Origin of the sequence: Phaeodactylibacter sp., from assembly GCF_040219495.1 — a bacterium.
In the GTDB taxonomy this organism is placed as follows: Bacteria; Bacteroidota; Bacteroidia; order Chitinophagales; family Saprospiraceae; genus Phaeodactylibacter.
In genome coordinates, this window is the sequence record NZ_JAVJSK010000009.1 from 1 (window position 1) to 15,891 (window position 15,891).

The following is a 15,891-nucleotide window of genomic DNA, read 5'->3' on the forward strand; positions in this document are numbered from 1 at the left end:
TATAGGGTATGGATGAGTATTTTTTGCCAGATCAAAGAACGCCCGGAACCTCGTAGCCTAAGCTACGAAGGTGAGGACGAGATGCAGAGCTGGTGAAAAAGACCATTCAGAGACATACAAAATTTGCGTTAATAAACTCTATTCTAGGTAACTTATTATTGCGCCCCCTAAGCCTTGAATAAACTCAATGAGATGCGCCCATTTCTACTGCTGACTTTTGGTCTTTGCTCGATTTGCTCCTTTGTGCATAGTCAAACCCCATTGCCCATTGGGCAGTGGAGAAGCCACCTCCCTTATCAGTCGGGGCAATACGTCACTCAAAGCGCGGATAAGATCTACTTCTCCACCGAGCTATCCGTCCTGTCTGTAGACAAAACCGACTTCGCCGTTGATTTTCTATCTACTGTCAACGGGCTCAGCAATGCGGGGGTGGAGTTTATCCGCTACAACCCACTTAGCAATATCCTGGTCATCATCTATCAAAATACGGTCATCGACCTGGTCTACGAAGACGGGGAAGTGGTGACCCTGAATCAAATCCGAAACTTCCAGAATTTTTCCGGAGAAAAACGGATCAACGACCTGCACATCCTTAACGACAGTACGGTGTACCTGGCCGCTACCTACGGCGTTTCTGAGCTGGACATCCTGAATGCCGAGTTCCGTTCTACCACGCTGACCGGCGTGGAGGTCAACAGCGTGCATGTTTTTGAAGACGATCTCTATGCTGCGACGGAAGAAGGTGTTTACCGTATTGCTACGGATAACGTCAACCCCGATGACTTCGGCAACTGGGCACTCCTGGGGCCTGCGGAAGGCTTCCCGGCAGATTATAATGCCCGTGGGTTCGAAACCTTTGAGGGGGCCCTTTACGTTGGCGTCAACGATACAGCTTTCCGGTACGAGAATGAGCAGCTGGAATACTTTTACGCTGAGATGGGCAGCACCCTGCAGTTTATGTCGCACGAAGGGACGCTCCTGCTTGTTGGTTTCCGCCCCGGGCGCGTTGTTTACCTGCACCCGGACGGCAGGACCGGCGCATTGCCTTTCAACTGTATCTTCACTCCTAATTACGCTATTGAGGACGAGCGGGGCCGCCTCTGGTATGGTAACGAAGCTGTCGGGTCAGACTTCCGTTATGCGGAGAATTTTGAGCAAGGCTTCTGCGAGTCCTTCTCCTTCAATTCGCCCCGGTCTGAAGCCGTCTGGGACATGTCTATCGCCAACGGGCAGCTTTGGATGGCTTCCGGCGGGCTGGATCAAACCCTTGGCCCTATTTTCCTCTCTGACGGGTTCGCCTCTTTCATTGACGGGCAATGGTCAATCTACAACCGGGACCTGCGCGAAACGCTCAAAGGCGAGGACCTGAACAGCACCGATGATGACATACAGGTCTTTGTCACTTCTGCTATCAACCCCGAAAATGGCAAGGTCTTCATGGGCAGCTACATTGAGGGCTTAGTGGAAATAGACCCGGCTACCGACGAACTAACCGCCTACAACGTGGAGAACTCTACTTTGCAGATTGCACAGCAAGATGTACGGGTCCGGGTTGGCGGACTCGCCTTTGATGAAGACAACAATCTCTGGGTCGGCAACAACTCAGCTCCGGCCCCCATTTCCGTGCTGATGCCGGGTGGGGAATGGCGCAGCTTTCAGCCGGCCTGCGGGCAAAATGCCGTGCTGGATATCGCAGTAGACGGCAGCGGGTATAAGTGGATGCGCCTCGGTACGAACAGCGCAGGGCTACTGCTCTTTGACGAGGGCGATATGGAGGACCCTAATGACGACCGGTGCCGGGTTTTCACCTCCAATAACAGCGAACTGCCGAATAACGACGTGAATTGTATAGTAACGGATATCGAAGGGGACATCTGGGCCGGCACCACCGAGGGCGTCGTTATTTTCGAGTGTGGCAGCAGTGCCTTCGATGAATCCTGCCTGGGCACCCGCCGTATCGTGGAGCAGGATGGGTTTGGAGCACGCCTCCTGGAAACCGAGAACATCATCGATATCGCAGTGGATGGCGCTAACCGCAAATGGATTGGCACGCAGAATGGTGTCTTCCTGCTATCATCTTCCGGCGAAGAGCAGGTCGACCGGTTTACCGTAGCCAACAGCCCGCTATTCGACAACGAAATCGTTGATATCGAGGTGGACCAACAAACCGGCGAGGTCTTTATCGGTACCGCCAAAGGCATTATCTCTTACCAAAGCGATGCCGTAGCAGGCGGCCGGGTGCATAGCAATGACCTATTAGTATACCCCAATCCGGTACGGGAGGATTACGAAGGCCCGATCGCCATCAAAGGGCTGGCCCGGGATGCGGAAGTAAAAATCACGGACGTTACAGGGAAGCTGGTCTTTGAGACCAATGCTCTGGGCGGGCAGGCTATTTGGGATGGACGGGACTACAACGGCCGCCGCGTGCAAACAGGGGTCTACCTGGTTTTCAGCAGCAGCAATGCCCGAAACACCAGCCTTAATGCCCAGCCGGATGCGGCTGTTGCTAAAATTATGGTGATTAATTAAAGGGAAAGTCCATTTGGTACCGCTGCCGTGCCTGTTTGGCCTGATGGTGCTGACTGGTACAGAAGATTAAGAAGGTATAAACTTCACTTGCCTACCTGCTCCAAGGAGGGCGGGTACGTATGGACGGGGCGATTACCAAGTTGGAGGTATTTGGAGGTGATTACCAAGGTAAAGGCTGCTTCAAACCCATTCTTAATAAACCGTCATTTTGATGACTTCCTCGTAGTACGCTTCGTACTGCGGCAGGATGTGTTCGATATCAAACCGTTTGGCCTGCGCCAGGGCATTATTGCGGAAGGTCTGTAGCTTTTTGTCGTCCTGCAATATGCTCAGGGCGTTGCGGGCCATATCATCCACATCTCCCACCGGGCTCAGGTAGCCGGTTTTGCCATGTAAGTTTACTTCGGGCAGACCGCCTACGTCAGAGGAGATGACGGGCACTTCGCAGGCCATAGCTTCCAGGGCGGCCAGGCCAAAACTTTCACTGCCCGATGGCATCAGGAAGAGGTCGCCAACCGCCAGCAGCTCTTCGACGGCATCCTGTTTGCCCAAAAAGCGTGTTTCGTGGCACAGCTCCATCTTCCGGCAGAGTTCTTCCAGATTATGCCGTTCCGGCCCATCCCCAATCAGGAGTAGTTTGGAAGGTATTTCCTTATAGACCTTGGCAAACACTTTCAGCACATCATCCACACGCTTTACTTTCCGAAAATTGGAAACGTGCACCAAAATTCGTTCGCCATTGGGCGCAATGGCCTTCTTAAAATGATCTTTGTTGACTTTCCGGAAGCGTTCGAAGTCAATAAAGTTGTTGATGACCCGGATGTCGTTGTGCACATCAAAGTACTCGTAGGTTTGCTGCTTCAGGCTTTCGGATACCGCAGTGACCCCGTCCGACTTGTTGATGGAAAAGGCCACGACCGGTGCGAAAGCATTATTGGTACCCACCAGGGTAATGTCTGTACCGTGCAGGGTAGTGATCACAGGAATATATTTGCCTTCTGTGAGCAGAATTTTTTTGGCCATGTAAGCGACAGCGGCATGCGGGATGGCATAGTGCACGTGCAGGAGGTCCAGATGAGCAAACTTCACCACATCCACCAGTTTGCTGGCCAGAGAAGTGTCATAGGGCGTATACTCAAACAGCGGATAGTCTTCGGTAGCCACCTCGTGGAACACCACGTTTTCGTGAAATGCAGACAGGCGGGCCGGGCGTTTATAAGTAATGAAGTGGACCTCGTGCCCCTTACGGGCAAGTCCCAGACCAAGCTCTGTGGCGACAACGCCACTTCCTCCGTAGGTTGGATAACAGACAATCCCTATTTTCATAAGCGGTGACAGTCCCGCCATAACAGCGGGTTGAAGTTTTGGTTTGCTTAGGATGGATACGTTTGGGGGCTTAAATAGTTTAGTTTTTAACAACAACGGGGCGCTCCCTGCTGATCAGGAAACGCCCCGTTTGGGATTCTCAAGCTGGTATTCCTACAACCCGGCTCTGATCAGTTTGGCGGTCTTAACCTGGCCGTCTGCAAAGATACGGACCCAGTACATACCACTATCATAACGGCTGAGGTCAATTGGGTAGGTCCCCTCTGTGACCTGTTGGTCTACGGTTTCGTAAAGCAATTGCCCCATGGTGTTGAGCACCTGAATACGGGCATCCACCGGTTGCTTAAAGGCAACCGTGAGTGTGCTTGTGCCAGACGTGGGGTTAGGCGCAAGATTAACGCTGCCGATGTGGTCCAGCTCAATCGTACCTACCATTACATCCACTACAAAAGTCTTCACGTCCTGACAGCCAAAGCCATCAGTAATGGTAACAGTATACTCGCCTACGCCAAGGCCGGAGACCACGCGGGTAGAGTCGTTGGTGCTCCAGACATAGGTGAAAGGCCCTTCAGCGTTTGTGGGCAACACCTCAATACTGCCATCCATCATGTCCATCCCGCTTGTACCTGTGATGGTAGAATCAATGGTGATGCCATTACATCGGCGGATATTGATGTTGTCGATATCAAGCCAGTAGTCGCTTTCGCCCCAAATGCCCTGAAAGCGGACGCGGATGAATTCCCCTTCGAAGTCTTGGCCTAGGGGCAGCGCTACAGTGGTCATATCCACGGAGGGAGTATGCTCGGCACCGGAAATCGTGAGCACATCGGTGTAAGTCTCACCGCAGTCTGTAGAAACGGCAACGCCCAGGGTGTCCAGGTCTGTAAGCACGGTAGCCTCAGTACCCGCAAAGTAATCTACGTACCGGTAGTCAAAACGCAGGGTGTCCCCTGCTTCCACAGGGCCCAGTACAGGCATTTCCATGGCAATAGAGTCGTTGAAGGACCAAATATTGGCATGTATGGCGAAAGAAGCGTTGTTGTGCCCATTGGTGACCGAAACACTTGAGCTAACCTCCCAGTCATCGGGCACATTACCTGCTTCAAAGTCTTCCTTGTAGGGAAGATCGGCTGCGGTCTGAAAGCGGTATACCGTAGTATCATTAGACAGGAAGCCATCGCCGTCCAGCATAGCCCAGGCCCGGACTTCGTAAGTGCCGGGTACCGAAGAGTCAAAGGTTTGCTCGAAAGTGTAGACCAGTTGATCCCCAGGGAAAACAATAGGCAGGCCTGTAGACTCGACAACTATGGGGCCGCCATTTACAGAGTAGGCAACCGGAATATTTTGTTGCGGCTCATCGCCAACGTTACGAACGGTGAAGGTCACTTCATCATCGGGGCTGCCACAGGCAACATCCTGCAGTGTGGTAATACCGGAAGCCGCCATATCATCGGCAACCGTTGGCCCGATCAGGATATTGTCGATGCCAATCCCCTCACGAGGTACCGAAGCATCAGAAGAAAAGACAAAGCGGACTTTCACATCTGCTGAGTTGGCTGTGTTAGTCAGAATGTTTTGTACATAAGCCCAGCCTTCGAAGCCGCCAGTACCGTCCCACCAATCGTTGAAGGGATCATTGTACCAATTTACACCCGTGTCTGCTTCACCAACTTTTGTCCAGGTTTCTCCGTCATCGGTGGATACTTCCAGCCACAGTTCGTCACAGCAGGACTCAGACTCAAAGTTCATAAAAAAGGCAATCCGGGGGTCTTCATCCAGCTCGCTAAAGTCAAGGCAGGGCGATACCAGATAAGAAATCTCGCTGTTATTGTACTGCCCATCCAGGTTAGTAACCCAGGCGTTATCGCCACTTACCGCGCTGTTGATCAGGGTGCCTTCGGGTACGCCATACTCCCAGGTTGCTTCACCGGTACCGCCCTGCTCAACGGTCCAGCCTCCGCCCCACTCCTCAAAAGTCTGGTAGTAAGGGTAGGTGGTCACCTCCGGAATATTCACGATCAGTACGCGGGTGGTATCATTGGTCCGTACGCTGTCGCCTTCCAGGTCTGTCCAGACCTCAAACAGGTACTCCCCTGGTTCGGAGAGGTCATAGGTCGCATCAAATTGGGCGATATCCGTGCTGTCAGTGCCGATCACACCGGTAAAGAGGCCATCTGTAGGCATATTCACCCCGCCCGGAATACCATTCACTGCAAAATTGTAGGGAATGAGGGTTTGGGGTGCCCCTCCGAAGTTAGAGATCCCCAGGGTGATGCTGTCGACTATGCCCAGGTTACAAGCCGTGGTGGGGTTAAATAAGTTGACCACACCTACGTCATTCGCAAACGGTGTCGCAAAAGCATATGGCCCAATCACTATACTTGTATCTCCATTGGCACAAGCAGCAGAAAGGTAGATTTCGTATGCTGTATTTTCGGAGAGGTTAAATAAGGTAGTGGAAGCACCATTGATGGTCTTGAAAGTACCATCACCGGGCATAAAGCCGGCTTCACCAAGCTCAATGATAGTGCCCCCCTGTGGGTCAGACGGGATCAAGGAGACATCGGCGCGGAAGGCTCTGATATTTTCTACATCAACGCCACCGGTGGGCGGTGGCGGGCAGGATGGGCAGAACGCACTGCTGGTAAAAGCAATGCCCGTTTGAGGAGCACCGATCAGGCCATCTTCAAAAATGACATTGAGCTCTGCATCAACAAGATTGTAAGAAATTTCCGCGCCAAAAACACCTGCGCCAAAATTCAAAATGATGGTATCGCCTTCAGTCACCGTGATTGGGAATGACGCGAACGAGCCATCATCGTTGATGTTATCAAGCGCGTAAGTCGTGGTAGTATTACCGATGGTAACATCAAGGAAACCACCATTCCAACCGTCACCAAAACTATCGATTAGATTGAGCGTGTATTCGCAGGAAGTTTGGGCATTCAATGTACTGCCGCTCAGTAAAACTGACAGCAGGATGAACCAAAAGGGGCGCAGGGTAAAACTCCGCTTCATATAGTTTTCTTTTTAACTTTTGATAAGTCTTATAGCCGCTATTGTAGCATTGACTTGGCGGGCCCGTACGGTACCTTTGCCCACCACCTCATGCTCCATAACTAGGTGAGCTAAAATTAAGCAAAAATTCCAATACCCTTATGCCTCCTTCACGTCACCTGCCTGCCAAAGCAGCATGATTTTATCAGAAATGATTTTATTTAAACCTTTTATCACGTACGATGTTACAAATTTGTCTTGAATCGTAATAAAATCCAAAGATACTGTAAGGTGATATAACTCACTGATTTAAAATCAATTATAGCGTGGCTGTTTATTCCATAAAGGATCTGGAGAAGCTTTCGGGCATCAAAGCTCACACTCTTCGAGTGTGGGAGCAGCGCTATGATATTATTAAGCCTAAGCGAACGAAAACAAATATTCGGTATTATCTCGATGATGACCTGAAGTTTATCCTGAATATAGCGCTGCTGAATAAGAATGGTATAAAAATCTCCAAAATAGCAGATATGAGCCGCGAGGAAATCGCGGAGAAAGTAGCCGCTATTTCGGAAATCAATTTCGAATACGGTACTCAACTCGATGCGCTGACGATCTCGATGATCGAGATGGATGAGTATAAATTTGACCGTATTATCAGTACCAATATTCAACAGTTGGGTTTTGAACGCACGATGCTCGAAATCATCTACCCTTTCCTTGACAAACTGAGTGTATTGTGGTTGACTGGTTCCATTAACCCGGTGCAGGAAAACTTTATGAGCTACCTGATCCGGCAAAAGATCGTGGTCGCTATCGACAATGAGTCATTAGTAAGCCGTAAAGAAGCGAAAAGGTTTCTCATTTATCTGCCTGAAGGCGAAAAGCAGGAGCTTAGCATGTTATTTATGCACTATCTGCTTAAGTCTCGAGGCAACCATGTAGCTTACATCGGTCAGGATATTACCCTTGCGGACCTTAAAGACGCTTGCAACCTTTACAAGCCTGATTTCATTTTCACTATGATAACGGAAACGTTTTCTAAAGAACCTCTGCAGCAGTATGTTGATCGCCTGGCTAAAAACTTCAAGGAATGCACAGTTCTTCTTTCCGGTTATCAGGTCGTTGCCCAAAAGGTAGAACGGTCAGAAAATATTGAAATTCTGAAAAGCCTGGATCAAACCATGTCTTTCCTGGAACAATTACAGCAGACTAAGCAAAAGGTAAATTCCGGGAAGTAGCCCTCTTTTAAAGTCTGTATCCATCCTAATTTTATTATAACAAATTTCCTAAACAATCATTATGAAAAAGGCAATGCTCTATGCGGGCGCAGCACTGATTTTTGGATTTGCACTAACCTCCTGCGGACAAGCTCCAACAGGCGAAAAAGTAGAAGCGCAAGACGAGGTAGAAACCACTGAATCTGCAAGCAATACCGGGACGGCTTACCGTGTGAATACGGAAGAAAGCCTTATCAACTGGACCGGCAGCAAAATGGTGGGCGATGCTCACAACGGCTTTATAAGGCTGCAGGAGGGTCAGCTCAATGTTGAAGATGGCAAACTGACGGGCGGCACCTTCGCCATCGATATGACCACCCTTTCCAATACGGATATTGAGGAAGAAGGCAAACGCCAAAAACTGGAAGGGCATCTGAAAAGCGATGAGTTTTTCAACGTCGGAGCGCACCCTACCGCAACTTTCAAAATCGCTAAAGTTGAACCCGTTACAGGCAAGTCTAATGCCACCCATACCATCACGGGCAACCTGACCATGAAAGGCATCACCAAGAGCGTGACTATACCGGCTAACATCAGCATGGAAGGTGGCGTAATTAAAGCCTCTACCCCTCAGTTTGTCATCGATCGTACTCAGTGGGAGGTCATGTATGGCGCTTCCGCACTGGGCGTGGTCAAGGACAACATCATCCGGGATGAAGTGGCTCTTGAAATCAACCTGATTGCTGCAGCGCAGTAGAAGCTTGTTGGGGTACACCCATTCACACCAACGGGCTGTGCGAGTATGATACTTGTACAGCCCGTTTTGGGTTTGGTCTTCGATGGCTTTCTGCCACTACCGTCACTGATCCGTAGCAATAATTTTATCGCAGGCTTTGTCCAGCATTTGGTACACTTTTTCAAAGCCGTCATCATCCCAGTAAGGGTCAGGTACGTCCCCGGCAGTGGCATCAGAGGTAAAATCCAGTATTTTCCTGACTTTTTCTTCTTCCTCCGGCGATTGAGCCATACGGAGAATTTCTTGGTAGTTGGACTGATCCATCGCCAGGATGAGGTCGAAGTCCTGCAGGTCTTGCCGGCGGAACTGCCGGGCCCGCTGCCCGGAAATATCAAGCCCGTGCTGACCAGCGGTATAGACGGAGCGGGGGTCAGGTGATTCTCCAATGTGCCAGGAACCGGTCCCGGCGGAGTCCACCGACCAGTTCAGTCCTTTTTCTGCCGCTTTCTGTTCCAGAATGCCCTGTGCCAGAGGAGAACGGCAAATATTTCCGAGACAAACCATTAAGATTTTCATTAAGAACAGCATTTAAAACCCAAAGTAATCTGACTTTCCACTACCCTGCCTATATTTGCAGCTGGTAAAGGATTCGTTGTTAAGACAACTGCCATCGATTTGAAAAGTTCTAATCATGAAGATTGTAATCGCAGGAGCCGGCGACATAGGTTTCCACCTGGCCGAGCTGCTGTCCTTTGAAAAGCAAGATATCGTCCTCATTGATACCAATCAGGAGGTGCTCGACTACGCAGCCACTCACTTGGATGTGATGACCCTGCGCGGTGACGCTTCTTCTATTGATATCCTCCGGCAGGCGGATGTAGCGCGGGCCCGGTTGGTGCTGGCCGTTACGACTTCCGAAAAGACCAACCTGGTCACTGCCATTCTGGCGAAGAAGATGGGCGCCCGCCAAACCATCGCAAGGGTCAGCAACCATGAATACCTGGAGACCTCTCAGCGGGAGACCTTCCGGGAGTTGGGCGTAGACTCTCTGATCTCCCCTGTCTTGCTGGCCGGGGAAGAAATCCGGCGACTGATCCGGGAATGCTCCTTTACCGACCATTTTGCGTTTGAAGATGGTAAGATCAACCTGATTGGAGTGACCCTGGATGAGTACAGCCCGCTGGTGAACCAGCAATTGTTCAACATTGATGATGAGCAGGACACCGACCTCAATCTTCGCCCCATCGCGATCCTGCGCGGGCACCGCACCATTATCCCACGGGGCAAAACCATTCTCAGAAGAGGCGACCATGTTTACTTCATAACGAAGAAGAAGAACATGGAGCAACTCAACAACCTCATCGGTAAGCAAAAGTATAAAGTCAGGAATATTATGATTTTGGGCGGGACGTCGCTCGGGCTGGCCACCGCCAAGCAACTGGAGAATGAGTACAATATTACAGTAATTGAACGGAGCAAGGAGCGCTGCAAAGTTTTGGCAGAGCAACTCGACAACAGCCTGATTATCAATGGAGATGCCAGTAACATCGACCTGCTCGTAGAGGAAGGGCTGAACAATATGGACGCTTTCATCGCACTGAGCAGCAACTCCGAAACGAATATTATCGCGAGCCTCACGGCAAAAAACCACGGGGTGTACAAGACCATCGCTCAGGTTGAAAATAAGGAGTACATCCACATTTCTCAAAACATTGGCGTAGACACCCTCATCAATAAGAAGCTGATTGCCGCCAACAATATTTTTCGTTTCATACGCAAAGGCAAGGTGGAGGCGATCACCAGTTTGCACGGTGTGGATGCGGAAGTCATCGAGTACCTCATCCACAAATCTAATAAAATAACCCGCAAGCCTTTGAAGGACTTGCACTTCCCTCAAACCGCCCTCATTGGAGGGGTCATCCGGGGCGATGAAGCCCTGATCCCCAATGGGGAGTTCCAGTTGCAACTCAATGACAAGGTCATCGTTTTTGCATTGCCCGAGGCCATTGACAAGCTCGAGCAATTATTCCATTAAGCCCCGTACCCATAGCCTTTGCTAATGATCAACTTCAGACCCATTGCCCGTGTCATTGCTGTTTTGCTCGTCATTATTGGCGGTATGATGCTGACCAGCCTTCCTTTTTCTTTGTACTATGACAGTGGAGATTTTTGGGCGTTGCTCCATTCAGGGCTGATTTGCATCACGGTGGGTGGTGGATTGTGGCTGATCCCCATACCCGGCACAGGCAGTATCAAAAAACGAGAGGGCTACCTAATCGTCGCCATGGGGTGGTTGGCTATGGTCACCTTTGGCATGCTGCCGTACCTGCTCAGCGGAGTAATCCCGGATGTGATTGGCGCGTTTTTCGAAACCGTGTCCGGCATGACCACTACGGGCGCATCGGTGCTCACGGATATTGAGTCGGTCCCCAAAGGTATCCTCTTTTGGCGGAGCATGACTCAATGGATTGGCGGCATGGGTATCATCGTGCTGACGGTAGCCATTTTCCCCCTCCTGGGCATTGGTGGCATTGAGCTGTTTGTAGCAGAAGCGCCCGGCCCCACCTCTGATAAGCTCCACCCCCGGATAAGGGAAACGGCTAAGCGGCTCTGGCAAATCTACGTAGGGCTGACCGGCCTGCTTTGCATCGTACTCCTACTGGTAGGGCTCGATTTCTACGAGGCGATCAACCACGCCCTGACGACTATGGCAACCGGCGGTTTTTCCACTAAGAATGCCAGCATGGCCCACTATGACCTGCCACAGGTGCAGTACCCCATCATCTTCTTTATGTTCCTGGCAGGCACCAACTACACCGTCATCTATTTAGGGCTAAAGGGTAAGTTCAAGAATGTATGGCAGAGTGATGAATTTCGTGCCTACCTGACGATTGTTTTTTTACTCGCCATCATTGTCACTTTTGCGGTGCACAATAATACAGACCTGCCCTGGGAAAAAGCCTTCCGGGACAGCCTTTTCCAAATCGTTTCCCTTATCACCACCACAGGGTTCGTATCTGCTGACTATACGTCTTGGGGAAACAGCCTGACGATGTTATTCTTCGTGCTTTTGTTCCTTGGCGCATGTGCTGGCTCTACCAGTGGGGGCATCAAGCTCATTCGTCATCTGGTGTTTTTCAAGAACTCTTTTCTGGAGTTTAAGCGCATCCTGCACCCCCGGGCGGTCATCCCGTTGAAGCTGAACGGAAAGGTCGTAACCGGGCGGGTTCTAACCCATATCATTATCTTTCTGCTGCTGTACCTCATGCTATTTGTTGTAGGCTCCATTGTAGTTGCGGCCATGGGGCTGGAGTTCAAAACTGCCGTGGGCGCAACTGCTACCGCACTTGGGAACGTAGGGCCAGGCATTGGCGGTGTCGGCCCGGTGGATAACTTTGCCTGGCTGAGCCCGCCGATTAAGTTGTTCCTATCGATTCTTATGTTGCTCGGCCGCCTGGAGCTGTTTACGATTCTCGTGTTATTTACGCCTTACTTTTGGAAGTCGAATTAAGCGCACATTACAAAATACTGCCTATAAAAATTTGCTTGCCTAACCCAAAACGCCCTGGTTTAGACGGCAAAACCCAATGAAAACCCCAACGGGCTACAATTCATGGCTGAGCCTTCCCATTCTCATCATCGCAGCAGGCTTCGCCGTCCTTTTCCTGGTCAAGGGGCTATACCGAATTGTAAAGGGCGTACGCCAATTACTCCGTAGGCGCCGCAGCGGGTAACAACCATTTTACTGACTTTAATCATTGCGGATAATCAGTAGCAACTGCACTATGTGTGCAAAAGCCCCTATGAAAAATTTTGCCCTAACCCTACTGCTTACCGTTCTTACCCTCCACTTAAGCGCAGCTGCCATTCACTGGTCCGCTGATACGCTCAAATGCGATACCCTGCTGCTCAAAAATGGCATTGAACTCTATGCCCGGGTCCTGGATATTTCCGGCGATGCTTTTACGGTTCAGTACTGTAATGATGACCGCAAAACTTCCATAGCCGGCTCCAAACTGAACACTATACGGTTCGGGGATGGAAGGGTGATGGACAAAGCTGAAATTCGGCGGAAAATGAGACAGCAACGGAGAATCGCCAATGTATCGAATCCCGATCGAACTACGCTTAAAGGTGCCTTACAGCTTCTCGGTGTATTGCCCACTGGCTTGGCAACTGCCTACTTTGTATTTGCCATTGCCTTTTCCGGGGCAGGCTCAATTTTGTATATCATTCCCATCGCGTTGGCAATCCTGATGATTTACCTGCTCGTAAAGGGCGTTTCCAACCTTGTTCTTGCCGCGCGGCTGAGAAAAGAAGCCCGTTTGAGAGAACCACGAAAAGGCCGGAAACATTAAATCTGTATCAATTTTTCCGCAGCGGTAAAGATATTTCCCAATACGCCCTATTTTCAGGGCTCGCAAAACCTCCTCCGATATGAAAATTGATGGCCAGCACTTCCGTACGATCTGGGAAAAAGCAGACGAGCCCGGCGTTATTCAGATTATCGATCAGCGCCACCTGCCGCATCAGCTGATGATTGAAGACCTGCGGCGGCTCAGCGATTTTGCGAAAGCCATCAAAGATATGCACGTGCGGGGAGCGCCCCTCATTGGTGCCACGGCTGCCTACGGGCTCTACAGCGCTATGCTTGAAGCCCCGGCGGATAAGCGCCGCCTGCCCAAATACATCCGAAAAGCGGCGGATACCCTGCTGCAGACCCGCCCTACTGCGGTCAACCTCGCCTACGCTATTCGCTACAGCCTGCAGAAAATAGATACGCAGGCTGATTTGGAAAGCAAGACAGCCGCCGCCCTGCAGGCCGCCCGGGATATCACCGAAGAAAGCGTAGAGCACTGCCGCCTCATCGGGCAACACGGCCTACCGCTTATCGAAGCGATCAGCAAGCGGAAAAACGGGGCGCCTGTCAACATCCTCACCCACTGCAATGCCGGCTGGATCGCCTGTATCGATCACGGCACGGCTACCGCGCCCATCTATGCCGCCCACGATGCCGGCATCCCCGTGCACGTCTGGGTGGACGAAACCCGCCCCCGCAATCAGGGCGCACGCATCACTGCCTTTGAGCTGCTGCAGCACGGTGTACCGCATACGGTAATTGCCGACAACACCGGTGGCCACCTCATGCAGCACGGGCAGGTCGATCTCGTCATGGTGGGCAGCGACCGCACCACGCGGCGGGGCGATGTGGCGAATAAGATTGGTACTTACCTCAAAGCATTGGCAGCCAACGACAATGACGTCCCCTTTTACGTCGCCCTGCCCTCTTCCACCTTCGACTTTGAGGTATTGAACGGCATAAAGGAAATCCCAATTGAGGAACGCTCTGCGGAGGAAGTACGCTACATTCAGGGGATGCGCAACGGGAAGGTCTTTAAAGTCCTGCTCACGCCGGTGGATAGCCCGGCAGCCAACTACGCCTTTGATGTAACGCCGGCGCGGCTGGTCTCAGGGCTGATTACCGAGCGGGGTATTTGTGAGGCTACAGAAGAAAGTATTGCGCGTATGTTTCCGGAATTTAGCCTCCCGAAGACTGTTTGATCTTACCGGTGGCGCTCCTCCAAAACTTTCAGCACATCCTTCAGCTCGTAGCCCTTGGCGGCCAGTAAGACCAGATAGTGGTACATCAGGTCAGCCGCTTCATTGAGGAAGAGCGCTTCGTTATCATCCTTCGCTTCGATGACCAGCTCCACGGCTTCCTCCCCTACCTTTTGGGCTACCTTATTCATGCCACGGGCAAAGAGGCGGGCGGTGTAGGAAGTATCCGGATCGGCATTTTTCCGGCTTTGGATGACCGACTCCAGGTGGCCGAGAAAGCCTGCCGGGTAGTTGTCTTCCGCCCAGCAGGTGTCAGTGCCTTTGTGGCAAACCGGGCCCGCCGGATGGGCATAGACCAACAGGGAATCCTGATCACAATCGGCCTTGATATCTACCAGCGAAAGCGTATTGCCGGAAGTCTCGCCTTTAGTCCACAAGCGGTTTTTGCTGCGGCTGAAAAAGGTGACCTGCTTCGTATCGAGGGTTTTCTGCAGCGCCTGCTCATTCATATACCCCTGCATGAGCACCCGTCCGGTGGTGGCATCCTGTACAATAGCGGGCACAAGGCCATCGCCTTTCTGAAAATCTATAGTGGTTGGATCTACAGCCATCGTTGATTGTCTTTGAGGTTAATATTTTAAAGCCGCACGGTTACGCCCTTATCCCGAAGATAGGACTTCAGGTCGGTGATGCCGATTTCACGAAAGTGGAAAATACTGGCTGCCAGCCCGGCATCGGCTTTGCCTTCCGTGAAAACATCATAGAAGTGCTCCATGTTCCCGGCACCGCCCGAGGCAATGACCGGAATAGAAACCGTTTCGGATACCCGGGCGGTGATACCGTTGGCAAAGCCATTCTTGGTGCCATCGTGGTTCATGGAGGTGAAGAGGATTTCCCCCGCCCCCCGGTCTTCGGCTTCCTTTACCCAATCGAGCAGGCGAATCTCGGTAGCGAGCCGTCCCCCGTTGAGGTGAACAAACCAGTCGCCATCAATAGACTTGGCATCCACGGCTACCACCACAAACTGACTCCCGAAGCGTTTGGCGAGGTCTTCGATCAGCTGCGGGTTGCGCACCGCTGCCGAGTTGATGGAAATCTTATCTGCCCCGGAGGCCAGGAGGACGTCCACATCCTCTACGGATTTGATGCCCCCGCCGATGGTGAAGGGGATGCTCAGGTGCTCCGCGATATCGTGGGCCAGCGCCGCCAGGGTTTTGCGCTTTTCGTGCGTGGCGGTGATATCCAGGAAGACCAGCTCGTCGGCCCCCTGCTCGCTGTAGAGGGCGCCCAGCTCCACGGGGTCGCCCGCATCACGCAGGTTGACAAAATTGACACCCTTTACGGTGCGCCCGTCTTTGATATCCAGGCAGGGTATGATGCGTTTGGCTAGCATTTGAAAACATTACTTTCCGCGAAGGTAGGAAAATTGCGCTGCTCACACATTGAGGGATTGTATTCACGAAGTCAAAATACAATTTCACAAGTTCACATTGTCTATTGTCCGAAAAAACCAGTATCTTC

Annotated in this window: 13 protein-coding genes; 8 read left to right on the forward strand and 5 right to left on the reverse strand. The window is 51.5% G+C overall.

All coding sequences use genetic code 11. The features are described from left to right. Window positions 1-192 precede the first annotated feature (192 nt). A complete protein-coding gene (porZ, locus tag RIC19_RS01070) occupies window positions 193-2,532 on the forward strand; it encodes a type IX secretion system anionic LPS delivery protein PorZ (RefSeq protein WP_350175937.1) in 2,340 nt (779 codons plus the stop codon). 192 nt (window positions 2,533-2,724) lie between these two features. Here porZ and bshA read toward each other — a convergent pair whose 3' ends face one another. Further along, a complete protein-coding gene (bshA, locus tag RIC19_RS01075) occupies window positions 2,725-3,858 on the reverse strand; it encodes an N-acetyl-alpha-D-glucosaminyl L-malate synthase BshA (RefSeq protein ID WP_350176227.1) in 1,134 nt (377 codons plus the stop codon). Window positions 3,859-4,011: 153 nt separating this feature from the next. Then, window positions 4,012-6,876 carry a T9SS type A sorting domain-containing protein gene (locus RIC19_RS01080; protein ID WP_350175939.1) on the reverse strand — a complete coding sequence of 955 codons (2,865 nt, stop codon included), beginning with the start codon at window positions 6,874-6,876 and terminating at the stop codon, window positions 4,012-4,014. Window positions 6,877-7,181: 305 nt separating this feature from the next. On the opposite strand from RIC19_RS01080, the gene RIC19_RS01085 reads away from it, so the two are divergent. Both RIC19_RS01085 and RIC19_RS01090 read left to right on the forward strand, forming a co-directional pair. Beyond that, entirely contained in the window at window positions 7,182-8,096 is a 915-nt protein-coding gene (locus tag RIC19_RS01085; protein WP_350175941.1) for a MerR family transcriptional regulator, read from the forward strand. 61 nt (window positions 8,097-8,157) lie between these two features. Next, entirely contained in the window at window positions 8,158-8,832 is a 675-nt protein-coding gene (locus RIC19_RS01090) for a YceI family protein (RefSeq protein WP_350175943.1), read from the forward strand. A gap of 102 nt (window positions 8,833-8,934) precedes the next feature. On the opposite strand, the gene RIC19_RS01095 is transcribed toward RIC19_RS01090, so the two are convergent. Beyond that, complete coding sequence (locus RIC19_RS01095) at window positions 8,935-9,387, reverse strand: low molecular weight protein-tyrosine-phosphatase (RefSeq protein WP_350175945.1); 453 nt, start codon at window positions 9,385-9,387, stop codon at window positions 8,935-8,937. A 115-nt stretch (window positions 9,388-9,502) separates the two neighbouring features. On the opposite strand from RIC19_RS01095, the gene trkA reads away from it, so the two are divergent. The 5 genes from trkA to mtnA all read left to right on the forward strand — a co-directional run bounded on the left by trkA (window position 9,503) and on the right by mtnA (window position 14,373). Beyond that, window positions 9,503-10,846 (forward strand): Trk system potassium transporter TrkA, encoded by a 1,344-nt coding sequence (gene trkA, locus RIC19_RS01100; RefSeq protein ID WP_350175947.1) that lies wholly within the window; start codon window positions 9,503-9,505, stop codon window positions 10,844-10,846. Window positions 10,847-10,870: 24 nt separating this feature from the next. Next, complete coding sequence (locus RIC19_RS01105; RefSeq protein WP_350175949.1) at window positions 10,871-12,322, forward strand: TrkH family potassium uptake protein; 1,452 nt, start codon at window positions 10,871-10,873, stop codon at window positions 12,320-12,322. A gap of 76 nt (window positions 12,323-12,398) precedes the next feature. Next, a complete protein-coding gene (locus RIC19_RS01110) occupies window positions 12,399-12,545 on the forward strand; it encodes a hypothetical protein (protein WP_350175951.1) in 147 nt (48 codons plus the stop codon). A 69-nt stretch (window positions 12,546-12,614) separates the two neighbouring features. Then, window positions 12,615-13,169 (forward strand): hypothetical protein, encoded by a 555-nt coding sequence (locus tag RIC19_RS01115; protein ID WP_350175953.1) that lies wholly within the window; start codon window positions 12,615-12,617, stop codon window positions 13,167-13,169. Between the two features lie 79 nt (window positions 13,170-13,248). Next, complete coding sequence (mtnA, locus tag RIC19_RS01120) at window positions 13,249-14,373, forward strand: S-methyl-5-thioribose-1-phosphate isomerase (RefSeq protein ID WP_350175955.1); 1,125 nt, start codon at window positions 13,249-13,251, stop codon at window positions 14,371-14,373. Window positions 14,374-14,375: 2 nt separating this feature from the next. Here the strand turns inward: mtnA and hisIE are convergent, their stop codons facing one another. Further along, window positions 14,376-14,981: a bifunctional phosphoribosyl-AMP cyclohydrolase/phosphoribosyl-ATP diphosphatase HisIE gene (hisIE, locus tag RIC19_RS01125; RefSeq protein WP_350175957.1), complete on the reverse strand. Its 606-nt coding sequence runs from the start codon at window positions 14,979-14,981 to the stop codon at window positions 14,376-14,378. A 26-nt stretch (window positions 14,982-15,007) separates the two neighbouring features. Continuing rightward, window positions 15,008-15,763: an imidazole glycerol phosphate synthase subunit HisF gene (hisF, locus tag RIC19_RS01130; protein WP_350175959.1), complete on the reverse strand. Its 756-nt coding sequence runs from the start codon at window positions 15,761-15,763 to the stop codon at window positions 15,008-15,010. Window positions 15,764-15,891 lie beyond the last annotated feature (128 nt).